This is a genomic window from Hoylesella loescheii DSM 19665 = JCM 12249 = ATCC 15930, assembly GCF_000378085.1.
In the GTDB taxonomy this organism is placed as follows: Bacteria; Bacteroidota; Bacteroidia; order Bacteroidales; family Bacteroidaceae; genus Prevotella; species Prevotella loescheii.
On record NZ_KB899212.1, the window covers coordinates 38,251 to 61,613 of the forward strand.

Genomic DNA, 23,363 nt, shown 5'->3' on the forward strand with positions numbered 1-23,363 from the left:
GTCTACCAATAACTTAATACGATTGCATCATGTATACGGATGATAAGGTAACAGCCTATATAACAAGTAAAGAGTTGCTTTTCAATATAGAAAGCCTGGACGAACTGCGAAATCTGAAAGTGAACTTTGGGCGTCGTTTGGAGAGTCGCACAAGGCACGAAGACCTAACCGACGCACTACGCTTTCGTGTGCACGACCCCCTGTGGATGCTTTCCCGACAATGGCAGTTGGGCGAGTTTAAGGGCAATAACGCAGGCTCGGCACTCAACGTAAAATGCCGCGTAAACCGTAAAAAGGCGGCTGTGAAATGGCAGCCAAAGGAAGATATGCCTATCGAGCCCGAAGTGGAAGGCGTAAACCACGACATCACTCCCTTGATGCGTGTAGAGACGGCCATGTATTTCCTCGATCTTTTGCAAGGTCGTTTTCCACAGATAGATCGTGCAGGAGCGTTGAAAGCCTTACGTGAACTCTTTCCCTTAGGTGATTTGGTTGCTGGTTTTGGCCATAGTAGTTTCGACGAAAAGGAAGTGCAAGATCACACGCGTAAGCTTAACGCACGCCTCGGTGTATTTTCCAAAAGCTTTGCTAAAAAACTTTTCGATGGCATAGAGCTTTACGAAAACCTAGCTAAACAAAATTCGCATCTCATATTCGAGAAGCTTAAGCCCTGCGGAAAAAACTGTGTCGACTTTATTGAGGAAAGGCTCAACGAGGTGATGTATTATGATTTCTGTGACTGGGTTCAGAAAACGTACTTCCCTCGAAGCGGTGGCAACAAGTATTGGAAGAACAACCAGTTGGGTTACGATTGCCAAATGGAGGTGGGACAACAGAAGTTCGAGGCCAAAGACTACTCTTCGGGAGAGCTTTCTTGGTACTCGTTCGACGTAACAAAAGAACAATCGTCTCAGCCGAACGATACGGGAGAAACCGAAAACATCTGGTCTATTCCCACGCTGGCTACCTTCCCTGGTGCACCCAGCAAACGCTTGTGGGAGTTCGAAGATAATAAGGTGTTCTTGGGAAATGCTGTTGGCATGCAGGCCAAAGGTAATATTGCCATGATGCAGTATGCCACCATGTACGGAAACGATTGGATGCTCATCCCACTAACAGCCCAGTTGGGTACATACTTCAGCGTAGAACGGATAGAGGTAGCCGACTCCTTCGGCATTGTCACAACCATAACAAGCATGTCGGGAAGTTCAGACGGTAATGCGGCTTCGTTCGGACAGCGATGGCAAATGTATGGAAATGTGCGCAAGGGCAAAGAGAAAACGGTGGACAAAGGCCTATTCTTGCCGCCCGCATTAAACCATATTATGGAGAGTAAGCCAGTAGAAGAGGTGCAGATGTTGCGCGACGAGATGGCCAATATGGTGTGGGGCGTAGAGACTAATGCGTCCGACGGATGTGGCGGAAATATCGACCTTGTTATGGAAGCGGCACAAGTGCAAGCCTTTATGGATGAACAAAACGCTCAGAAAAATGCAAGCGAAAAGTCTGAACTAAGCTTGAAGGGTGCGGGTAATGGCTCGATGAACGCCGCGGGTAACCGACCGGCCGACTATGCTTACGTGTTGCAAACGCAGGTGCCACTCAACTGGATACCCTTTGTGCCACAGCATCCCGCAAAAGACAAGAACGACGGAGACCCGTTCTTCCTCGGTGGGCGCGACATTGTGTTGAGACGCGGAAAAATGCCACGTGTCGTCAATGGCAAACGCGTGGCGGCACTCCCCCGAACGCAGTTCCTTTCGCAGGGATTAAGACGTGATTTGAAAAATGATAATTATGCAAATTATTCGCCACTCTTTATTAACGAAGAAGAGGTACAGCAAGTAGGCACGCGCGTAGTGAAGAATTTCCAGCGCGCAAGATGGATTAACGGCCAGACATTCAATTGGTTAGGTTATCAAACGCAGATAAAGGGAATGCAGGCAGATAGTGGCTTGAAATACGATTCGTTAATAGATGTAAATGTGCAGAAAAAAGATGCGTAAAAGCTTGCATGTTTGAGATATTATAACTAAATTTGCAATAGATACTAATGGTTGCCATTTTGCGAAATGGTTGATCTTCTGGAACTCTTACTAATACAAGTTTCTTGTGATTTAGAAGAAGTCTAGTGGAGTCTGTTTGCCCCGAGTTCGCTTGGTGGTTTAATAGAGCCTTTAGAGTAAGTCGTTGTTACCTAAACTGCCTGGAGTTTTAACGTTTAAGGATATTCTTTTATGGGAGAGCTTTTAGGCTAGGCTTGATCGAAAGGTGATGCCTATAGGGAAGCAATTGCAAGCAGGCCAAATATGACCCGGATAGATACTGTAAGGATGTATTTTTTTTCTGAGTACCGACGTGAAACGGACCGACTGGCTCTGCCCTAACTGACGAATTCTACTTTATTTGTTATACGCACTAAATGGTGGTATACGAAAAAGAATGAAAACGAAAGGAACGGCAGGAAGGGAGGAAAGGGAAAGGGAGGGAAAGGAACACCTTATAAACAAGGTGGTTTCATGTTCGCATGAAGCATTGGTTACATGTAGGGCCTGGCGGAAAAGGGGTGGTTTGCAAGTCGCAACTAATGCCCAAGGGGTAGCTTCGGCTACCCCTTTTTTATGTATTGCCCCTAAAAGGTTCATGGCGTAAATGTAGTTTTAATGGAGAGAGTTGGGATAATGTTGCGTCAAATTGGGTAGCGTGTATAGCGTTTGTTGGGTGAATGCGGGGTAAGAGAAATCCGTTAGGTCAACTGCCACGTAGCGGTAGTAGGTGAGATAGTCATTCGTTTTTATCTAATCTTTCTCAAAATGCATCGTATCTTATCCCGAATTCAGGTATTATATGCACAGGCTCATTCGTGCCATAGTTTTTCGATAGTGTTAAACGTAATAATTAAACTTTACAAATTAATCCCTTGTTTCCTCACCATTCTAGAAGGTTTTGCCTTTAAAAACTGGTAAAAACATATCTTTAAGGCTTTCTTTTCCGACCTCGTTACGCCTCATTTTTTCCGCCGCTGCCCATGTTTTACCAACTCCCGATTTCACCAAACGACAAAGCGACATTATTTTCACGCCTCCAAATTCACTAACCAACGAAGTGTATAACACTGGCTTTTGAAGTGAATTATCAGGTTGATTACTGGATTTTTTATAAACGGGACACCTGTTCCAACTAAGCCGGAACACTGTTCCATATCATCTGGAACATTATTCCAACTAAGCTGGAACAGCATTCCAGCTTAGCGATAACACGACATTTTACCTTAAAGAGCAGCCTAAGGAGCGGGAAAACGTCAAGCCGAATCCTACAAAACGGAAGGCACGAGGTGAGCAGTCGTAAACTTAACATTTACGTCTAGAAGGCTCAAATCTAGCAATAAGACGTGTCAAAGCTTCCTTTAAAGCATGTCGTTTGGTTGGGGTGAATTGTATAAATAGTGCTATATCGGCCAGTTATAAATTTTCACGAGAATCGGTTAAATGCGGGTTGATGGCGCGTTTGTGGTTTGGATAGGCGCTCACAATGTTAAAAAGCAGTACATAATATTTACAAATAGAGGCGTTTGCCCTTACTAAATAACGTGAGTTCGACGAACTCACGTTATATTATCCATTGGGAGCTATGTTCGAGTATGACCTCAGAAGATGTATCCAGAACAATAGACAAAGCGGTTGAAAAGACTGGTATTACACTCCAGAATCCTCCTTGCCTACTCTCAGACAATGGACCGTGCTATATTGCTTCTTCTCTCAAACAGAATCTCAGTAAGAAATATGATATCAAGCATATCCATGGCAAACCCTTGCATCCGCAGACGCAAGGAAAGATTGAACGATATCACAGATCAATGAAAAATGTAATTAAGCTAAATCATTATTTCTGCCCCTCTGAATTAGAAAAGGCTATCGATGGGTGGGTGAAATATTATAATGAGAGAAGATTTCATGAATTGTTGGATAATCTTACACCTAGAGACGTATATTTAGGACAAGGGGAGAAAATCAAAAAGATAAGAGAAATAATAAAGCAAAATTCAATCAACAAAAGAATTTCTGAGAATAAAAGAATGAAACTACAGAGTAAATAACTATATTTGCAGTTGTGCACTTTGTTTTGACAACGTACATATGCTCACAAGGTAATATTTTTCCAGATACGGTGATGAAAACTTTTTTACCAAATGGAAGGCAGGTACCTGTAGGTACACTTTTGCGAGAATTCTTACCATATAACAGTTCATTATAACTTAGGTAAAAATATGGAGAGTGCATTTGTAGATAACGTGCTACAGTATCATAAGATGTACTCTCTTGAAAGTTCTCTATTTGGAGACCTCTTTCTTTTGCTACTTCTCGAGTTTTGCTTCGAAAGATTTTTTTAAATAGATCAATTTCATTTGGATTTATGCCTGTTACATTTATTTCTCCAATAAATGGTTTCTTACAAAAGTGTAAACTAAAAAAATCATTAATACCTTGTATCGTATTACGATCATTAAGAACTGCATTGAAAGTTATGTTTTTCTTGTAAAATGCAGGATAAGAAGATTTCACAATGTTTATATTATCAACGATTGTCTTATATGCAGGTTTCCCATTACGATATATTCGATAAGAAGAGCCATTTTCATCCCCATCCAAGCTTAGCAAGAGATGAAAATCTTTCTCAACAAGATACTTGATATAATGAGGAAGCAAAATTGCATTTGTTGTCATGGAAAAGACAAAATGTTTATTATAAGATTGAAGCTGGCTTTCAACAAAAAAAACGATTTCCTTTATAAACGGCATATTTAAAAGGGGTTCTCCACCATAGAAACTTATATAAACAACAGATTCTCCTGTAGTGTCATAACCATCTTCCCATAATTTTTTATAAATGATAGAAAAGCAATTGCATCATCTGCGTGAAGATTCCTATCAGATCTAGATTCCTTGTCAGAATACAATTTACCATATCCACAATAAGTGCAATTTAAATTGCATCGTTCTGTTACTTCAAATGTAATTTGAGGTGTAGTGGCTAGGCATTCTTTAACCTCTTCTGGTGTTAACTTTATCATATATCTAAGGAAGTTCTATTGGTTCAAAAGGTATTGGCTTTTCATCGGTTGCAGTCATTTCTACAAGCTTTCCACTTACAACTTTCATCCTTTTTACACCTGTTGCATTGAGTAGAGCATTTGTGGATTTAAACTGTCTTTTAATTGTTGCACTAGCTTTTTTACTATCAGTCTTTTTAGTACCGCTATATATATGGTCATATATCGGTTCGTCCACATTCTGCAAATTTGTAATAGACCATATATATTTTTTTTCCGAGTCTTCTATTTGCATAATTAGGCCAGGAAGACCTTCAAATTTATATGGTCCATAATGTATAGGAATATCTGGAGCATACCAAGCTGTATAAATACGTTTGCCAAATGTTAATGTCGCCTTATGACATTTATGATTTAAAATTGTAATAGTTGTTCCATTAGTTAATGACCAGTTTTGCTTGACAAATTGTTCAAGGTATCTTAGCGTTCCCAATTGGAAAAACATACGATAGTTGACTAATGTTCCTTGTGAAGAATAATGATTGATAATTTCATATGGAAATACTGCATCAGAAAGATGAGGAGTTGGACGCCCCATTTTAAAGTTTGATGTAGCCAGGGTATCATAGTGTAATAATCTATCGCTGTAATCTTTGACAACTTTTGTACCTATTTGCACTATTCGAGTATCTTGATTATATTCCTTATCATTATTGCTATATTTGAATTTTAGGCAATAAGTTATTCTATACTTAGCATGGTCAAGGACATTACTTTTTTCAATCGAGGCACAGCCTTGAGTGTAGGTTTGGCTAAATGTTAATATGACTTGTATTAACAACGCAAACGTTAAATTTATCTTTTTCATATTTCTAAATATATTAAACAGCTATGAGGATAAATCCTCTTAGCTGTAGGTTGGAAACTAATGTCTTCCAATCCAGATGATAGAACTAGAGGATTCAAGATCTCCTGCGCGATTCGCCAAGCCGTTATCACTTGTTGATGACGGACCATGACAACCACACCATTCATCAGAACCACCAATAAGGTTGTTCATCTCCCTAGCTTCTAAAGCTCGTTTGGAGAACTCATGTAATTTTAGTTTTTTCATACTAAATAATTAAATAAAATGTTTGTTTAAGCTAAACTTACCGTATTTTACGGATCTAAACGCTCTTTTATGATACATAATATGTTTTGGTTTCTTCTGTTTTTAAACTTGATTATTACAACTTTTCCCTCATAATATCTTGAATCTCATCTTCATCAATACGCTTCGACCTCTGATACCGTATTGAGTAATGTAGGAAGAAAGTCCTGACTGTGTAGAATTTAAATAAGTTTGATTGTTGGATAGGTTAGTACATACCAGACTGAACCTTATCCGCTTACAGTTATAAATTACTTCAATATCTTCAGAAATATAATTTTTATTGATGGTATTACGGTTATTATAGTATTGATAAATACCAAAATTGAGATCGATGTGGATTGGTAACGAGAAAGTCAAGGTTGCTTTGTTTGTAAATTGTGTGAGTTCAGGTATATTGCTACCATCTTTTATTCCTACTGTAGAATTGGCAAATGCTCCTCGATAGTTTAGTGCAAGAAAAGAATTTAGTACAGCAGAAAAGTCTAGATTGAAAGCCAATATTTTCGATTGACTATCTATCACTTGATCTTGCAAGAGTATAGGATTGCTACCGAATATAAATCGCCCTTCCCAACCTATTTTTGAACGTTTCCAATCAAATCCCTTACTTCCCTGGAGAAGTATAAAACATGAATGCCCAATTTGATTGGTGTGTACACTGTTAAGTATCTCTGTATTGCCTTTATACGAATAGCCATATAGAATTCTTGGAAGAGTATGTGTATAACCAGTAGAAATGTCTACAAAGAGCATTGAGAGCAAATTTTTATAATTATAGCTACAACTGCACTGCCACGAGTCTGCATTATATAAATCTTGAGACGTATAGACAGTTTGTACATTATATTTAGTTAGGATATTTTGACTGTAAAGTTTGGTAAGGAGGGGAGTATGTGTTGAACGCCATATAGATAAAGATAGCGTGTTATCAGTATTGAGATTGTAGCGCATTGTCATTTTAGGCGATGTTACTATCTGGTTCTTGGTGCTCAATGTTTTGCCGTTTATTTCTTTTAAAATGCAATGTTGATACAATATTGGGGAATATGCATCTATAGAAAATCGCCGGAATTTCACGAAACATTCTACTCCCATACCTGCATCAAAACGAGTCATGCTAAGGTTATTAGCAGCAAATAATGTTGTTATATCGTTTTCTAATAAACGAGAAAGCTGACTTTCCAATCGGTCGTGATGGACATTCATATTTGTAACAAGATGAATTTGGACAGGTCCAATAATAAGGGTTTGAAGAAACCTCATCGTATTCTCTGTGTAAAAGTTACATGTTTTAGCATGCTGGTATAGCCCCTTTGAAATGCTGATACTGTCTTCGTTGAATAAATCAATATTAACACCAAGCCAATGTGGCTTTTGTGAAAAACCAGTCTTCGAATTTATTTCCATACCTTTGTCATGGTCTCCTCTTTTTATCCAGTGTAGGTGATTACTCGTATTAAAATAATCCATAGCACTATTTTGGGTGATTTGCTCTTTATTGACTATATTCATTGAATAGTGCTCTCTCTGATAGTTTAATCTGATTTGTTCCTTTAGATAATTCATTTTTTTATTGCTTTCAATGCTGAAGTCTAAGTATACCATATGCTCTTTTCTTTTGCCATCGCTGATTTCGTTAAAAGCTATGGTGGTATTATCAGGCAGGAGATGTTGTACTGTTGTTTGACTATTTCGATTTTCGCAGTCGGTATAATAAGCTGCATTGAGAGCAAGTTCGGCATCTCTACCGACACGATAAACATTATTATAGTTAAAAGAATGTGAACGATTGAAGTAATATTTTTCTTTACTTATCTCTGGGGGAATAGGAAAACTAATCTGAGTGAGCATAGGACTGCCTGTATCTCTAAAATCAAACGATTGTAGTTCACTACGAAGATCTTCGCCCGTGTTATTTCCCTTGTAAATGGCAAAAAACTGACTGTTCTTTTTGAAAAGAGTTGCCATCAAATTATTACTCCATAACATTTTTCTTTCAGCACCACCACTTAGCGTCGCAATAACATTGAACACCCCTTTAACTCCCTTACGAAGTTTCAAATTTATAGAGGCTTTATCTTCTTCTGTTAAACCTTTTAAAGCCTTAATATCTTGATGGTTCTGAAAAACTTGAACAGTAGCAATCGCATTTGGATCTATGTTGTTGGTGGCTATACCATAGCGGTCTTTCATCATATCCATCCCTTCTATATATAAATGCTTAACAGGCTTTCCTTTTACGGAAATTTCACCTGATTCACCAACAGTAATTCCAGGCATCTTTTTTAACACGTCACCAAGAGAAAGTTCATTTTTAGAAAGAAATGATGAAACGTTGTAATTGATAGTGTCTTCTTGAGCATATAATCTAGTACTTTTCACTACAATTTCTTTTAGTATAAATGTTTTTTCTTCTACGATGATATTAAATTCTCTTGTTTTGGAAGGTATGTAGGCAGTATAGTTGCCTATGTTGAGCCCTGTAGCTACCACTTTTATACTATCACCTTTATATGCACTTTCTATAGAATAAGCCCCGTTTTCATCTGATATACAATATGCTGCGATATTATTCAAATCATTAGTAAAATAGATAATTATATTGACATCTACGAGAGGTTTCCCTGCTTTTGTCATTATTTTACCCCATAATTTGAAAGGGACTGCTTGTCCAAACACAGGCATATAAATTGTAGCACATAATACAAGTATGCATACTATTTTATTTTTTATTTTATCGGTAGAAATCATTTTGGCAACATTTTATAAAATAGATATTACATATTAATTAACGTGAGTTCGATGAATTATAAGTGTCTATAAATTTGGTGATTAGCGAAATTTGTTGTAACTTTAAGGTGTTAACATTCAAATAATTACAAACAAAAATCGCTATGATCACCGAGGACAAAGTTACTGAAATATTTTGTATGGCAGATGACTTCTGCAAGTTTTTTGATGCAATGACGGCAAAATATACGCTAAAACCTATTGGAAAAAGAAAATATCAGCGAAGTTCCACCATGTCAAAAGCAGAAGTCATGCTGATAATGATTCTTTTTCACGATTCTGGCTATCGCTGCTTTAAGCATTTCTATCCTGAAAAAGTATGCAAGCATCTTCGCCACCTCTTTCCCAAAGTTGTTTCTTACAACCGTTTAGTAGAATTGGAAAGGGAAGTAGCAATACCCTTAACCTTGTTTATCAAGAAAGTCCTGTTGGGAAAATGCACGGGCATAAGCTTTGTTGACAGTACACCCTTACGCGTCTGCAGGAATCAAAGAATACATATTCACAAAGTTTTCAAGGGTATAGCCCAAAGAGGGAAATGCTCTATGGGTTGGTTCTTCGGTTTCAAATTGCACTTGATTTGCAATGAGAAAGGAGAGCTTCTCAACTTTATGATAACGCCGGGAGATGTTGATGACCGTAAGCCTTTGGAATACAAAGCATTCATAGATTTCATCTATGGTAAGCTGGTCGGTGATAAAGGGTACATCGGCAAGAACCTCTTTCAAAGGCTTTTCGTTGACGGAATACAGCTTATTACCAAGTTGAAAAGTAACATGAAAGGAGCTTTGATGAGCGTTTCAGACAGACTTTTACTCAGAAAAAGAGCCATTATAGAAACTGTGAATGATGAACTTAAAAACATCGCACAGGTAGAGCACTCCAGGCATAGATGCTTTGACAATTTCATCGTCAACTTATTAGGTGCCATTGCAGCTTATTGCCTGTTTCCTAAGAAACCGTGCATCAATCTCAATAGGACTTTTGACACACAACTTACGTTGTTCTGAATTCGTCGAACTCACGTTAAATATTTCCCCTCTTTTGCCATACATATTGGCCTACAACTGCGTATAGATGTATAGCTTTCGTGAATTCGGGATAAGATGCGATGGCTATAGAGCAAGATTAGATAAAAAATGAATGTCGATCTCATCAATTACCGCCCAGTGGTAGTTGACATAACGAGTCGCTCTTATGCCAAACTCGCGCATCGTTTGTTATCTAGGCAAAAAAATAATCCTGTGCAACAGCCGTTGCACAGGATTGATTCTTTGGGGAATTGGTATCATGCCCTTCTCCCAAGTATTCTCTTTTTAGAGCAACGCCGTACCCAAAAAGGAGGCGTTAGGGCGTTTTAATGGCTGATACTATTATTCCTTAACTACTTTCATCTCACCTTCATAAAGGAAGCCAAGGTCGTACACAGCACCTTTATCAGTGCCATCTACTTTACCTTCTAACTTGATATGGATGCTGTTGTCGGATTTTTTTACGACAAAAAGGCTGCCTTTTTGAAAGACGGGGTATCTTTCTTCACCCTCATTATATTTGTTGTCTGGCTTGCTCCATGTATCAATCTTCCTGTTTCCAGCCTGATCATCGTACATTACTTCCCAGTACTTGGGCGTATCTTCTTTCTTGGATAGGTCTATCACCTTGTTGAAGAAGACTTTCTCATTCAATAGAAAACGCAGCTCTTCCATGCGATCGTTATCGAAGAATACCTTGATTTTGTAGATGCATTCGTCGTCTGTATAGCATACCACTTCTTTTACGGCGACCTCCCTGCCATTAATGATTAGGGCATTTTGCTTGAGTTGCGGCTCGTCGTCCTTGTTGTCGCTTGAGCAAGCAGAGAAAGCCATGCTCACCATCACTACTGTTACTAACGCGAAAATAGACTTCGCGCAATTCACTAAGAAAATCTTTTTACTCATTTGTTAGTACATTTTAATTGTTAAAGAATATATGTTAAGATTTCATTCATTAGGCTACTTTATCCTCTCATATTCATGGCGAACGGCCTACAAAGCTCGTTCAAAGTTCTTCCCAGCACTTTATCTACCTATGAAGTGAACTTCATTTCATGATGCAAAGTTAGCACTTTTTTTTATATATGCAATGAAATTAGTAATTAAAAGTTAGGCTTATTGTGGATGTTCTGTGGCTCTGCAAGGTTCCTCGCTTAAAAACGACGTGGGAACCGAAGCATTTCTTGGTATGATTAAGTTGAAAAAATACCGCGGGGACAAGCCGTTTCCACAGCTTGTCCCCGCGTTTTCTGTTGGTCGGCAATTAATAGTTAACAGGTAGATAGGTTTCTAGTCCCTATCTTTGCACAAGTATTACCTTAATCTTCTAATTCGCCGATTTTCTTTAAAGGACCTTCATAATTGATGGTGAGGGTATGCAACTTGCCGATTTTGTCCACCACCTGCCCCCCTTTTAGCAGAATTGTGGTGCTGTCTTTATTGATCTTTGTATAGTAAAGTGTGCCACTGTTGAATACGGGTTCGGGCTTTTCCCACTTCTCAAAGAAACTCTCTGGCTTGCCAGAAGCATTAATCGTTCTTTCGCCTTTCTCGTTAGCGTATTCCACTTGCCAATACCAATGGGCCCGACGCTCTGTCTCCCTAGCGGTCAGATCTATTTCGTCGTAAAGGTGAAGCTCTTGATTAAGGGCCAAAAGGATGCGTTCTTTTCCGTCTTTTGATAGAAAAAGCTCAATTTTGGTATTTTTATAGCAATCCCAGATTTCGTATTCGCCAGAATGTATGGTTTTCTTCGCTCCGTCTAAAACTACGAAATTCTCCTTGGTTGGCTGTTCCTCTTGCTCGTCTTTTGAACAACTCGTTAAGGCAACGCTTGCCATCATTACTGCTGAGAACACGAAGATTGACTTCGCGCAGCACGCTAAGAAATTACTCTTATTCATTGTTGGTACATTTTATTGTTAAAAGATATCGGTTTTGAACTAATCGGTTGGGTTAGTTCGTATTGTCTTTTCGTGGTAAAACGCCTTAAAAAAATGGCGGGTAAAGCTCGTTTCTGGTATTTTGACTCTTTGTGAAGTGCACTTCATCTATCGTTGCAAAGTTAGTGATTTTTTCTTTACGCGCAATGAAGTTGGCAATTAAAGTTAGGCTTATTGTAGATGTTTTATGGGCAGGCAAGGTTGTTTTCTTCAAAGGGCCAGCTTGGAGATCTAAGTGAATCTTGGGTGTTATTGACGTGCAAAAACATTGCGGGGACAAGCCGCTTCTGCAGCTTGTCCCCGCACATTGCTTTATGTTATGGTTCTCATTCCACTGCTTCTCCCAGCAGTGTGGCGCTAGTGCTGCCCGTTATCCGCACCTTAACATACTCTCCGATATGGTGGTTGCCCTTGTCGAACACCACCATCTTATTCTGTTCTGTTCGGCCGCAAAGCTGTTCGCGACTACGTTTCGACGGGCCCTCGACCAACACCTCGCGAATGTTTCCCACCTCGGCGTGGTTGGCGCGAGCCGAATTCTCGTTCTGAACCATAATCAATTCGTTCAGGCGACGTATCTTCACGTCTTCGGGAACATCGTCGGGCAGGTGCTTCGAGGCGTAAGTGCCAGGGCGTTCGCTATACTTAAACATGAAAGCTGAGTCGTAACTCACCTCGCGCATGATGCGAAGCGACTCCTCATGGTCGGCTTCCGTCTCGCCATGATAGCCCACAAAGATGTCGGTTGATAGACCGCAGTCGGGCACTAGCTCGCGAATGGCCTTCACTCTGCTAAGATACCACTCTACGGTATATTTGCGGTTCATCAGCTTCAGCACCTTGTCGCTGCCGCTTTGTATGGGCAGATGTATGTGGCGACACACGTTTGGCACCTCGGCGATAACGCGAAGCGTGGCGTCGCTCATATCCTTGGGGTGGGGTGTAGAGAAGCGGATGCGCATCGTGGGCACTGCCTCGGCCACCAATCGCAGCAGCTGGGGGAAGTCTACCGTTTGTCCCTCGTCGTTCACAAATCGGTAGCTGTTAACGTTCTGGCCTAGCAACGTAACCTCTTTGTAGCCTTGTTGCTGCAGGTTTCGCACCTCGTTAAGGATGCTATCCACATCGCGCGACCGCTCTCTACCGCGTGTATAGGGCACGATACAATAGTGGCAGAAGTTGTCGCAACCACGCATGATGCTCACAAAGCCGCTAATCTTGGCCAAAGCGACGCGTTGCGGAACGATGTCTTTATAGGTTTCGGTCTTCGATAGGGCGATATCGATGGCCTTGTTACCTGCTTCGGCTTGCGCAATCATGTCTGGCAGGTTCAGATATGAATCTGGTCCGGCCACCAATTGTGCGTGATGGTTCTCTATCAGGTCGTCTTTCACACGTTCGGCCATGCATCCCAGCACGCCCAAAATCACCTTCCGACCCTTCTTTTGTTCGGCATGCAGCGTGTCAAGTCGGTTATAAATCTTGTTCTCCGCATTCTCTCTCACGCTGCAAGTGTTCATAAATATGGCGTCGGCTTCGGCTTCGTCTTGGCACATCTCATAGCCGGCCATCTGCATCACCGCAGCCACCACCTCGCTATCGGCCACGTTCATCTGGCAGCCGTAGGTCTCGATATATAGCTTTTTCATTACTTTTGTTGTTGGAAAAGTGGGTTAGGCCATGCCTAACCGTTGTTATCGTCTTGCAAAGGTACTACATTTTTCGGGAAAAAGGGTAGGGAAGAAGTCAGAAAGTGATGCTCTTGGCCGTGTTGCCGCATCCCTTTTCTTCCTCCTTGTTGTGGTTGGCGCTGTATGCTTTGCCCATCCCAAGCACACATAAAATTCAACTTACGTTACCTTTTTCTTGCTAAAAGGCTTGGCTGTTGCAAAAAAATAGCCTAAATTTGAGCCCGAGTTAATTAAACCCAAGTATTACTACACTAAGCTTTATACATCTATGAAGACAGATTTCGAGATAGCTCGCGAGGCCACCTTACTGCCCATTTACGACATTGCCACAAAGGCCGGCATATCGGCAATTGAGCTAGAACCCTACGGTAAGCATATTGCCAAAGTGCCCTACACGCTCATTGATGAAGAGCGAGTGAAGAAATGCAACCTCATCTTGGTTACTTCTATCACGCCCACCAAGAGCGGAAACGGCAAAACCACCGTTAGCGTGGGCTTGGCACTGGGTATGAACCGCATCGGAAAGAATGCCGTGGTGGCCCTGCGTGAACCTTCACTCGGTCCGTGCTTTGGAATGAAGGGCGGCGCAGCTGGTGGTGGCTATGCACAGGTGCTGCCAATGGAGAAGATTAACCTGCATTTTACGGGCGATTTTCATGCCATCACCTCGGCCAACAACATGATCGCCGCCCTGCTAGACAATTATATATACCAACACCAAGACGATGGATTCGGCATGAAAGAAGTGCTGTGGCGCCGCGTTCTTGATGTGAACGACCGCAATCTGCGTACCATCGTTACTGGGTTGGGCGGTAAAACTGACGGCATCGTTACCGAAGGGGGCTTCGATATCACGCCCGCCTCGGAGATAATGGCCATCTTCTGCTTGGCAACAAGCGAGGAAGACCTGCGCCGACGCATTGATAACGTGCTGCTGGGCATAACGCTTCAAGGCCAACCTTTCACGGTTAAGGATCTTGGCGTTGGTGGAGCTATCGTCGCCATCTTGCACGATGCCATCCATCCCAATATGGTTCAAACCATCGAGAACACACCCGCATTCATCCATGGCGGTCCGTTCGCCAACATTGCACATGGTTGCAACAGTGTGTTGGCTACCAAAATGGCCATGACCTTCGGCGATTATGCCATCACGGAGGCAGGTTTCGGTGCCGACTTGGGTGCTGAAAAGTTCTTCGACATTAAGTGCCGAAAGGCGGGAATCTCGCCAAAACTCACAGTTTTGGTGGCTACCGCGCAGGCTTTGAAGATGCACGGAGGCGTGAACGAAAAGGAAATAAAGGCGCCCAACGTGGAAGGTGTGCGTCGCGGATTGGCCAATATGGACAAGCACATTGCCAACATGCGGACTTTCGGACAAACGGTGGTGGTGTGCCTTAACCGCTTTGCAACCGATACGGATGAAGAATTGGACATCATTCGCCGTCATTGCGAGGAGCAGGGCGTGGGTTTCGCGCTCAACACAGCCTTTGGCGAGGGCGGAAAAGGTGCTGAAGAGATTGCACGACTGGTGGTGGAAACCATTGAGAAAAATCCTTCGAAACCGCTGCAAATGCTCTACGACGATACCGACGACATCGAAACGAAGGTGCGCAAAATTGCCCAAAACATCTATGGGGCAAACGATGTGGTGCTGAAACCTGCTGCCAAGAAGAAGTTGGCACGTATAAAGGAACTGGGTTTGGAACATTTCCCCGTGTGCGTGGCCAAAACGCAATATTCGTTTTCTGAAGATGCGAAGGCCTACGGACTGCCAACCAATTTCGATATCACCATCCGCGACTTCGTTATCAACACGGGTTCGGAGATGATTGTGGCCGTTGCTGGCGACATTATGCGCATGCCTGGACTGCCAAAGAGTCCGCAGGCCGAACGCATCGACGTTGTGAACGGCGTTATCGAAGGATTGTCGTAAGGCGAAGAAGGCTTTAAGGAACTCACCCTCAACCCCTCTCCGATAAGGGGAGGGGTATAATACGCCTTGCCGTATCATATACGCGGGGCTCGGGCAACACGGCAAACTGTGGTTGTTTTGTTAAGCAATGATATTGTGTTGACAAGCAACAAGTAAGTTGTTGGTGATATCTAGTTGGCTCGGTCTACGCTATTTGCAAGACGGGAAATAAGCTCTAAAACACGGCTTTTTCAGTCCCCGTATCGTTCCCGCTATGTTGTACTCCTGTTACTTCTTATGTGTAATCTTGTTCCAGTTCAACTGTAACACGGTTCTTTCTTATCTGTAATAGGAGTACACCATAGTGATAACGATGCGCGAACAGCTAAAACATGGCTCAATACCTTTCTAAACGCTCTCTTACCTCCCGTCTATAGCCTTGCGGTGCGTTGTTATACGGCGCACTCGTTATATGCAAATGCACCTAGCGCGTTTGCTCATTGTTATATATGGGCATAGAAATATCGCCTGCATGTTTGTGCATGGACTTCGTATAAGCTTGATAACACGCACTTGAATAAGCTTGGAACATCACGGCTTGACGTCCCAAAGCTCTACCGTTTGGCAAGTTCATGCATTGATAAAGAGGTAAAGGCGCAATGCCATTTGCTCCCTTCTCCCTCTTTAAGAGGGGTTGGGGTTAGGTTTTTCTCCTGCTTCCATGCCCTCCTCCAAAAGCCTTTCAACCCCATAACAATGTTAAATTAAGAGAACCTCTCGTTGCTGCGTTTTTTTTCTGTTTTACCGAATTGCCTGCGTTTGTTCACCTTATTTAATAGTTGGGCAAATCTTTCTTGATGCGGTTATTATGTGAAGTCGTAAAACAAACGGAGTAAAAACGATGGACGAAAAAATGTTCTGTTTCCGCCTTTTGTGATGAATGGCAGAATGCACTTATGTATTAAATTGTGTAAAATCCTTTGGTTGTTACGTGTTAAAAGCATAACTTTGCACACATCATTGCGCGGAAATAGCTCAGTTGGTAGAGCACAACCTTGCCAAGGTTGGGGTCGCGAGTTCGAGTCTCGTTTTCCGCTCAAAGCCAAAGAAAGGCCAATGAGATGCCGCAATGGTGGAATTGGTAGACACGAGGGACTTAAAATCCCTTGGCCAGTAATGGCTGTGCGGGTTCGAGTCCCGCTCGCGGCACACCTTCTAAACACTTTATCTATTATGAATAAGAATCTAATCCTTACGTTATCAGTGCTTTCTTCGTTGGCGATGACGTCGTGTTCGAAGCTCGGACCACTGTCAGCCGACAACTTCCAGGTCACTCCGACCCCGTTGGAAGCCAATGGCGGATTGGTATCAGCAACCATCGATGCCAACTTCCCAGCCAAGTACATGAAGAAGAAAGCCGTAGTTAAGATCATCCCCGAACTGCGTTACGCGGGTGGTCAAGTAGCAACAGGCGAAGGCGCAACCTTCCAAGGCGAGAAAGCAATGGCCAATGGACAGCAGGTGCCTTACAAAATGGGCGGTCGCTATTCCATGAAGACCGACTTCAACTACGTGCCTGACATGATCAAGAGCGACCTCTACCTCACTTTCGACGCTCGAAAGGGTAAGAAAAAGGTGGACATCCCTGCCGTGAAAGTTTCTTACGGCGTGTTGTCTACGTCGCAACTCTACAAAGAAGCAATGGCCAACGACGGTCTTTGCATTGCACCCGACAGCTTCCAACGCATCAAGGCACAGAAGCAAGAGGCTAACATCAAGTTCCTTATCAACCAAGCCAACCTTCGTAAAACCGAGCTGAAGAACAACTCAGTTACCGAATTTGTGAAGATGCTGAAGCAGATTAACGCCGACCGCGAGAAACTAAACTTGCGCAATGTAGAAGTTAACGCTTACGCTTCGCCCGAAGGTGGTTTCACCATCAACGACAAGTTGGCCGCTAAACGCCAAACAACGGGTGAAGGTTACGTAAAGGGACAACTCAAGCAGAATAAGATTCAGACCTCTGTTGACGCTCGTTACACGGCTCAAGACTGGGAAGGCTTCCAAGAATTGGTACAGGCATCCGACCTACAAGATAAGGCCGTTATCTTGCGCGTGTTGTCAATGTACAAGGATCCTGAAGAGCGTGAGCGCCAAATACGTAACATGAGCGAAGGCTTCCGCGAACTGGCCACTGGCATTTTGCCAGAACTTCGTCGCGCACGTCTTACCATCAACTACGAAGTTGTTGGTCGTAGCGATGAGCAAATCAAAGAACAATTTGCTGCTGACCCAACTCAACTCAGCTCAGAAGAAATTCTTTACAATGCTACGCTCACAGACAATGCCAACGAAAAGACTAACATCTATAAGAAGGCAACCGAACTTTACGATCAAGATTATCGTGCCTACAACAACCTTGGTGTGCTAGCTATGCAAGCTGGTAACTTGGCTGAGGCTCGCACTTACTTCCAAAAGGCTTTGGCTACTTCGCCAAACGCTGCCGAAGCAAATGCTAACTTGGGTATGGTTGCTCTCTACGAAGGCAACATCTCTGAAGCTGAAACGCTTATCGCTAAAGCTCAAGAGGCTAACGACATCAACAAGGCCGTAGGCGCACTTAACATCGCCAAGGGCAACTACTCGCTGGCTGAATCTACATTGGGCAGCTACGAGAGCAACATGTCGGCTCTTGCCAAGCTGATGAACAAGAACTACGAAGGCGCGCTCACTACTTTGAAGAATGTGAAGCACCCCGATGCAGTTACCGATTACCTGATGGCAGTGGTTTATGCACGCCAAGGTAACAACGCAGATGCTAGCACTGCACTGCAAGCTGCTACCGCTAAGGACGCTCGTCTGGCTCAACGTGCAGCCGTAGACCTCGAGTTCGCCAACGTGAACAAGTAATAATCGCACATCGAACGGCCATTATGGCCACGATGATTGAAGGGTTAACAATTTGCATTAAGTCACTATGACATCGATATCTTCTATATGCATCATGCTGAAAGGTTTCGTTAGTAGGGCTTGGCTGATTGTTAACCCTTCTCCTTTTAAAGGTGTAAGGGCTGGCTTCGTTGCTGCAACGCTTGCACTTTTGCTCGCTGCATGTGGTGTAGACGGCAAACGCTTCAGGGTTGAAGGACGTTTCCTGAACCTCAATCGTGGCGAATTTTACGTGTATAGTACCAACGGACTCATCGATGGTATCGACACCGTGAAACTCGAAGGCGGACGTTTTACCTACGATATCCCTTGCGAACGCGAGGGGACGCTTGTCATGGTGTTCCCCAATTTCTCTGAACAGCCCATCTTTGCACAACCAGGAAAGAGCGTAGACATTGAGGGCGACGCATCTCACTTGAAGGAATTAACCGTAAAAGGAACCAAAGACAACAAGCTGATGAATCAGTTTCGCGAGGCCATTGTCAACGCTTCGCCTCCGCAGGTGGCAAAAATAGCTGCCATGTTTGCGGCTGATAACCCCACATCGCTTGTGTCCGTTTATCTTGTTAGACGGTATTTCATCACCACGCCAACGCCTAATTATAAGGAGGCCGAACGCTTGGTGAAGTTGCTTTTGGCACAACAGCCAAAGAATGGAGAGTTAAACCGCATGCAAACGCTTATATCCACATTGGCCAAAACCTCTGTGGGTGCACCGCTGCCAGCCTTTCAGGCTCGTTCCACAAAGGGCGAAAAGGTTAGTCAACAGCCCTATAACAAAGCTGCGGTGGCCGTGTTCAACGTATGGAGTACAACCAATATGCAGAGCATGGAGATACAACGCATGCTCAAACAGAAGGTGCGCGAATCCAAAGGTAAGCTGCAAGTGGTAAGCCTTTGTGTAGATCCCATTCTGCGCGAGTGCAACGATGTACTGCAACGCGACTCCATTTCGTGGCCCAATATCTGCGATGGCGCGATGTTCGAGGGCGATGTGGCTAAGAAGTTAGGCATATACACCGTGCCGTTTAACATCCTATTGAAAAACGGGAAAATAATAGCCAGAGACCTTGATAATAACCAATTGAAAGAACAACTCGACAAATTGCTCTGAAAACTTAACCCATCTATGCTTGTCAAAACCTACTGCGCGGCGGTAAACGGACTGAACGTTACCACCGTTACCGTGGAGGTGAACCTCGTGAAGGGCATGTTATACCATTTCACAGGCCTTGGTGACGAGGCCGTGCGCGAAGGTCGCGACCGTATTTCGTCGGCTATTCAATATAATAACATGCGTTTCCCGCGGGCCGATATCACCGTGAACATGGCGCCTGCTGACCTCCGTAAAGAGGGCAGCAGCTTCGATTTGCCATTGGCTATCGCCATCTTAGCTGCCGATAGCCAATTGCCAGCCGACAATCTGGATAAGTTTATGATGGTGGGCGAACTTAGTTTAGATGGCACTTTGCAGCCCATCAAGGGTGCATTGCCCATCGCCATTAGGGCCAGGGCCGAAAAGTTCAAGGGACTTTTGGTACCAAAGGCCAACGTGCGCGAAGCTGCCGTGGTGAACAATCTCGACGTTTACGGTATGGAGAACATTATCGATGTGGTGAATTTCCTTTCGGGGAAGGCGCAATTCGAGCCTACCGTCATCGATACACGCAAGGAATTTTACGAGCAACAATATCGTTTCGACCTCGATTTTGCCGACGTTCGCGGGCAAGAGAACGTTAAACGCGCCATGGAAGTTGCTGCGGCAGGTTCGCACAATCTAATTATGGTGGGTCCGCCAGGCTCTGGTAAGTCGATGATGGCTAAGCGCCTGCCCTCAATCTTGCCACCGTTGTCGCTGGGCGAGAGCCTCGAAACCACGCAGATACACAGTGTTGCGGGTAAGTTAGGCAAAGGAATGTCGCTCATTTCGCAGCGTCCGTTTCGCGCTCCACACCATACCATCTCCGAAGTAGCCCTCGTTGGCGGTGGCGCAACACCTCAACCGGGTGAGATTTCGTTGGCCCACAATGGCGTTTTATTTGCGGATGAGCTACCCGAGTTTAATAAAACCACCCTCGAAGTACTTCGTCAGCCGCTCGAAGACCGCAAAATAACCATCTCGCGTGCCAAATACACCATCGAATATCCCTGTTCCTTCATGTTCGTGGCTTCGATGAACCCCTGTCCTTGCGGCTATTATGGCGACCCAACGCACCATTGCGTGTGCATGCCGGGCCAAATTCAGCGCTACATGAACAAAATAAGTGGACCGCTACTCGACCGTATCGACATTCAAGTAGAAATCACGCCCGTTCCATTTAAAGACATTTCGCAGGCTGCCCAGGGTGAATCTAGTTCCGTAATACGTGAGCGTGTTATCCGTGCACGCCAAATGCAGGAGCAGCGATTTAAGGAAGTGAAGGGCGTTTACAGTAATGCGCAGATGAGTGAACGTATGATTCACCTCTTTGCCGAACCTGATGCAGAGGGCATCGAGCTGCTACGCACGGCCATGGAGCGCCTAAGTCTATCGGCAAGAGCCTACAACCGCATTTTAAAAGTGGCGCGAACCATCGCCGATCTCGAACAAAGCGAAACCGTTAAGTCGCAACATCTGGCCGAAGCCATCAGTTACAGAAATCTCGATAGGGGTGACTGGGCCGAGCGAGGACTTTAGTTACAATAATAATCAATGAGTAATGGTATTTGTGTATTTAATGAATAATAAGAAGGATTTGAACCTCCAAGTGGTTCAAGAGCATGTTGAACATCTGCGCACTTTAGATCAAGAGGGGCGCTTGGTTCTCTGCGGACCTTTTGCCGACTATCCTGGGGGTATGGTTGTTTTCAGAGCCGACTCTGAAGAAGAAGCATTGAGAATAGCCGAAAGCGATCCTTTTATTGCCTCAGGCTTTAAAACATTCGAGCTTCGCACACTCGAAGTGGCAAATGCTGATAATAACTATTTACTATAATCATATAAAAGAAAGAATACGCTAGACCATAATTTAGTCGCCGCTTATGGATTGTATTGTGGCATGTATTGGAAATATTAAAGAGCATGGAGCGCATAAGATATGCTACGAGAATGATGAGTCGAAATCGGCAGAGTATCAAGAGATAGGGGGATGACTATCAGCCATATCTTAAAAGTGGCGCGAACCATCGCCGATCTCGAACAAAGCGAAACCGTTAAGTCGCAGCATCTGGCTGAAGCCATCAGTTACAGAAACCTCGATAGTGGCGACTAGGCCGACCGAGGAAACTAAAAACAGCTACCACTAACGATGAAAATTGTATGTATTAAAGGTGGGTTGGGCAACCAACTTTTCGAATATTGTCGCTATCATGGTTTGCTAAGGCAGCACAGCAACCATGGCGTTTACCTGCATTACGACCGTCGTAGAACCAAGCAACATGGTGGCGTGTGGCTCGATAAGGCTTTTCTGATAACGCTTCCCACCGAACCTTGGCGAGTGAAACTTATGGTGATGGCGTTGAAAATGTTGCGTAAGCTCCACCTTTTCAAGCGTCTTTACCGTGAAGATGACCCACGAGCCGTGCTCATCGACGATTATTCGCAGCACAAACAGTTTATAGCCAACGCTGCCGTGATACTGAATTTCCGCCCGTATGCGCAACTCGACTATGTAGACGAGATAACGTCTGAACCCTTTGCCGTAAGCGTTCATGTGCGCCGTGGCGACTATCTGCTGCCCGTTAACAAAGCTAATTTCGGTGTTTGTTCGGTCCACTATTACCTCTCGGCTGCCGTTACTGTGCGCGAACGCCATCCCGATGCACGCTTCTTCGTCTTCTCCGACGATATAGAGTGGGCCAAAATGAACCTCAACTTGCCCAATTGCGTGTTCGTGGAGCATGCTCAACCACAGCCCGATCATGCCGATCTCTACCTCATGTCACTCTGCAAGGGCCACATCATCGCCAATTCCACCTTCAGTTTTTGGGGTGCCTACCTCTCAAGGGGTTCATCGGCCATCGCCATTTACCCCAAGCAGTGGTTCGCCGAACCCACATGGAACGCCCCCGACATCTTCCCACGGCATTGGATCGCTTTGTAAACGATGATGAGAACTATAAGATAATCTCTATATTCGACCACAATTAAGGCCGGGTTCTAAAAGGGTGATACATCTCGGGGTATGTTACCGAACACAGTATTCTACCCCACCACCTACGCCCTTTTGGGTCTCATGGATGTGGTATTTAAGAATATGATTGTCGTGCAGCCTGTGGTTTGAGGGTATTTTGACGTTGAAAAGAAGAAACTATCATGTCTAACTTTAACATATAAGCGTAAAAAATGGATACTAAAGAAAACAAAAAGAGCAAGCTTTACATCGATGACAGCTATGACTTACAATTGGTTAGCAAGTTGCATCCTGCACTTAGATGGGTCTTAATGTTGCCAATAGGATTTCTCGCAATACTTCTTGTGCAGCTGGCATACGGGTTCGTGTTCAACAAATTGCTTTCGAACTTCGACACAAGTAGTGTTTTCAGCATCATTGTCAATAGCATATTCATGGCAATGAAGTATTGTGTCTTCGTTGTTGCGATGGTAGGAGTGGCTCCTGTCATAAGGGCTAACAAGTTCCTGGCTTCAATAGTCTGTGCCTTCATTGCAGTGATTGTTTGCCTGGGAAGCACATTTTTTCTGTTTTCTAAGGCCGATTCCGTAGATTGGCCAATGCTTATTGCCACGGGCTGTGCATCTTTATTAGGCATAATATGGGCTTCATGGAATGTTCGCTCAGTAACTTCCAAACCATTAACTACAACGCAAGACGACGACGGCCCTAAGCAATAAAACC

Annotated in this window: 17 protein-coding genes, 2 tRNA genes and 1 pseudogene; 13 read left to right on the forward strand and 7 right to left on the reverse strand. The window is 43.6% G+C overall.

From position 1 onward, the window contains the following. The first annotated feature begins 29 nt into the window (after window positions 1–29). Together F453_RS0103835 and F453_RS14955 are read left to right on the forward strand one after the other, a co-directional pair. Window positions 30–2,006 carry a hypothetical protein gene (locus F453_RS0103835; RefSeq protein WP_018966820.1) on the forward strand — a complete coding sequence of 659 codons (1,977 nt, stop codon included), beginning with the start codon at window positions 30–32 and terminating at the stop codon, window positions 2,004–2,006. A gap of 1,583 nt (window positions 2,007–3,589) precedes the next feature. Continuing rightward, complete coding sequence (locus tag F453_RS14955) at window positions 3,590–4,096, forward strand: integrase core domain-containing protein (RefSeq protein WP_374188179.1); 507 nt, start codon at window positions 3,590–3,592, stop codon at window positions 4,094–4,096. Here F453_RS14955 and F453_RS15625 read toward each other — a convergent pair. The 4 genes from F453_RS15625 to F453_RS0103870 form a co-directional block, all read right to left on the reverse strand. Further along, on the reverse strand, window positions 4,047–4,892 hold the full coding sequence (locus F453_RS15625) for a radical SAM protein (protein ID WP_374188180.1): 846 nt from the start codon (window positions 4,890–4,892) through the stop codon (window positions 4,047–4,049). The genes F453_RS14955 and F453_RS15625 overlap by 50 nt on opposite strands. Before the next feature lie 183 nt (window positions 4,893–5,075). Continuing rightward, window positions 5,076–5,918 carry a GLPGLI family protein gene (locus F453_RS0103865; protein ID WP_018966822.1) on the reverse strand — a complete coding sequence of 281 codons (843 nt, stop codon included), beginning with the start codon at window positions 5,916–5,918 and terminating at the stop codon, window positions 5,076–5,078. Between the two features lie 57 nt (window positions 5,919–5,975). After that, a complete protein-coding gene (locus F453_RS14960; RefSeq protein WP_081619107.1) occupies window positions 5,976–6,164 on the reverse strand; it encodes a TIGR04149 family rSAM-modified RiPP in 189 nt (62 codons plus the stop codon). A gap of 129 nt (window positions 6,165–6,293) precedes the next feature. Further along, window positions 6,294–8,957 (reverse strand): hypothetical protein, encoded by a 2,664-nt coding sequence (locus F453_RS0103870; protein WP_018966823.1) that lies wholly within the window; start codon window positions 8,955–8,957, stop codon window positions 6,294–6,296. A gap of 143 nt (window positions 8,958–9,100) precedes the next feature. Between F453_RS0103870 and F453_RS0103875 the strand changes: the two genes are divergently transcribed. Further along, on the forward strand, window positions 9,101–10,006 hold the full coding sequence (locus F453_RS0103875; RefSeq protein WP_018966824.1) for an IS982 family transposase: 906 nt from the start codon (window positions 9,101–9,103) through the stop codon (window positions 10,004–10,006). Window positions 10,007–10,369: 363 nt separating this feature from the next. On the opposite strand, the gene F453_RS0103880 is transcribed toward F453_RS0103875, so the two are convergent. The 3 genes from F453_RS0103880 to miaB all read right to left on the reverse strand — a co-directional run bounded on the left by F453_RS0103880 (window position 10,370) and on the right by miaB (window position 13,622). Beyond that, on the reverse strand, window positions 10,370–10,936 hold the full coding sequence (locus F453_RS0103880; RefSeq protein WP_033404138.1) for a hypothetical protein: 567 nt from the start codon (window positions 10,934–10,936) through the stop codon (window positions 10,370–10,372). Between the two features lie 413 nt (window positions 10,937–11,349). Continuing rightward, window positions 11,350–11,934 carry a hypothetical protein gene (locus F453_RS0103885; RefSeq protein ID WP_033404140.1) on the reverse strand — a complete coding sequence of 195 codons (585 nt, stop codon included), beginning with the start codon at window positions 11,932–11,934 and terminating at the stop codon, window positions 11,350–11,352. 365 nt (window positions 11,935–12,299) lie between these two features. Next, window positions 12,300–13,622 (reverse strand): tRNA (N6-isopentenyl adenosine(37)-C2)-methylthiotransferase MiaB, encoded by a 1,323-nt coding sequence (gene miaB, locus F453_RS0103895; protein WP_018966827.1) that lies wholly within the window; start codon window positions 13,620–13,622, stop codon window positions 12,300–12,302. Between the two features lie 310 nt (window positions 13,623–13,932). Between miaB and F453_RS0103905 the strand changes: the two genes are divergently transcribed. From F453_RS0103905 to F453_RS0103955, 10 genes and pseudogenes are all read left to right on the forward strand, one after another. After that, a complete protein-coding gene (locus F453_RS0103905; RefSeq protein ID WP_018966828.1) occupies window positions 13,933–15,600 on the forward strand; it encodes a formate--tetrahydrofolate ligase in 1,668 nt (555 codons plus the stop codon). Window positions 15,601–16,603: 1,003 nt separating this feature from the next. Continuing rightward, window positions 16,604–16,676, forward strand: a tRNA-Gly gene (locus tag F453_RS0103915). 26 nt (window positions 16,677–16,702) lie between these two features. Then, window positions 16,703–16,788 (forward strand) — tRNA-Leu (locus tag F453_RS0103920). Window positions 16,789–16,812: 24 nt separating this feature from the next. Next, window positions 16,813–18,489: a tetratricopeptide repeat protein gene (locus tag F453_RS0103925; RefSeq protein WP_025790078.1), complete on the forward strand. Its 1,677-nt coding sequence runs from the start codon at window positions 16,813–16,815 to the stop codon at window positions 18,487–18,489. Between the two features lie 67 nt (window positions 18,490–18,556). After that, window positions 18,557–19,642, forward strand: coding sequence for a DUF4369 domain-containing protein (locus F453_RS0103930; protein ID WP_018966831.1), 1,086 nt, complete (start codon window positions 18,557–18,559; stop codon window positions 19,640–19,642). A 15-nt stretch (window positions 19,643–19,657) separates the two neighbouring features. Beyond that, window positions 19,658–21,205 carry a YifB family Mg chelatase-like AAA ATPase gene (locus F453_RS0103935; RefSeq protein ID WP_018966832.1) on the forward strand — a complete coding sequence of 516 codons (1,548 nt, stop codon included), beginning with the start codon at window positions 19,658–19,660 and terminating at the stop codon, window positions 21,203–21,205. Window positions 21,206–21,227: 22 nt separating this feature from the next. Beyond that, window positions 21,228–21,503, forward strand: coding sequence for a YciI family protein (locus F453_RS0103940; RefSeq protein WP_025790077.1), 276 nt, complete (start codon window positions 21,228–21,230; stop codon window positions 21,501–21,503). Window positions 21,504–21,665: 162 nt separating this feature from the next. Next, window positions 21,666–21,779 (forward strand): annotated as a pseudogene (locus tag F453_RS16070) (magnesium chelatase subunit ChlI family protein); the annotation flags it as partial. Between the two features lie 36 nt (window positions 21,780–21,815). Continuing rightward, complete coding sequence (locus tag F453_RS0103950; protein WP_018966835.1) at window positions 21,816–22,610, forward strand: alpha-1,2-fucosyltransferase; 795 nt, start codon at window positions 21,816–21,818, stop codon at window positions 22,608–22,610. Window positions 22,611–22,852: 242 nt separating this feature from the next. Further along, window positions 22,853–23,359, forward strand: coding sequence for a hypothetical protein (locus tag F453_RS0103955; RefSeq protein WP_018966836.1), 507 nt, complete (start codon window positions 22,853–22,855; stop codon window positions 23,357–23,359). The last annotated feature ends 4 nt before the right edge of the window (window positions 23,360–23,363 follow it).

Excerpts from the sequence above, each read along its gene's own strand:
- F453_RS0103835 (WP_018966820.1), top strand. The coding sequence starts at position 30 with ATGTATACGGATGATAAGGTAACAGCCTATATAACAAGTAAAGAGTTG.
- F453_RS0103865 (WP_018966822.1), bottom strand. The coding sequence starts at position 5,918 with ATGAAAAAGATAAATTTAACGTTTGCGTTGTTAATACAAGTCATATTA.
- F453_RS14960 (WP_081619107.1), bottom strand. The coding sequence starts at position 6,164 with ATGAAAAAACTAAAATTACATGAGTTCTCCAAACGAGCTTTAGAAGCT.
- F453_RS0103870 (WP_018966823.1), bottom strand. The coding sequence starts at position 8,957 with ATGATTTCTACCGATAAAATAAAAAATAAAATAGTATGCATACTTGTA.
- F453_RS0103875 (WP_018966824.1), top strand. The coding sequence starts at position 9,101 with ATGATCACCGAGGACAAAGTTACTGAAATATTTTGTATGGCAGATGAC.
- F453_RS0103880 (WP_033404138.1), bottom strand. The coding sequence starts at position 10,936 with ATGAGTAAAAAGATTTTCTTAGTGAATTGCGCGAAGTCTATTTTCGCG.
- F453_RS0103885 (WP_033404140.1), bottom strand. The coding sequence starts at position 11,934 with ATGAATAAGAGTAATTTCTTAGCGTGCTGCGCGAAGTCAATCTTCGTG.
- miaB (WP_018966827.1), bottom strand. The coding sequence starts at position 13,622 with ATGAAAAAGCTATATATCGAGACCTACGGCTGCCAGATGAACGTGGCC.
- F453_RS0103905 (WP_018966828.1), top strand. The coding sequence starts at position 13,933 with ATGAAGACAGATTTCGAGATAGCTCGCGAGGCCACCTTACTGCCCATT.
- F453_RS0103925 (WP_025790078.1), top strand. The coding sequence starts at position 16,813 with ATGAATAAGAATCTAATCCTTACGTTATCAGTGCTTTCTTCGTTGGCG.
- F453_RS0103930 (WP_018966831.1), top strand. The coding sequence starts at position 18,557 with ATGACATCGATATCTTCTATATGCATCATGCTGAAAGGTTTCGTTAGT.
- F453_RS0103935 (WP_018966832.1), top strand. The coding sequence starts at position 19,658 with ATGCTTGTCAAAACCTACTGCGCGGCGGTAAACGGACTGAACGTTACC.
- F453_RS0103940 (WP_025790077.1), top strand. The coding sequence starts at position 21,228 with ATGGTATTTGTGTATTTAATGAATAATAAGAAGGATTTGAACCTCCAA.
- F453_RS0103950 (WP_018966835.1), top strand. The coding sequence starts at position 21,816 with ATGAAAATTGTATGTATTAAAGGTGGGTTGGGCAACCAACTTTTCGAA.
- F453_RS0103955 (WP_018966836.1), top strand. The coding sequence starts at position 22,853 with ATGGATACTAAAGAAAACAAAAAGAGCAAGCTTTACATCGATGACAGC.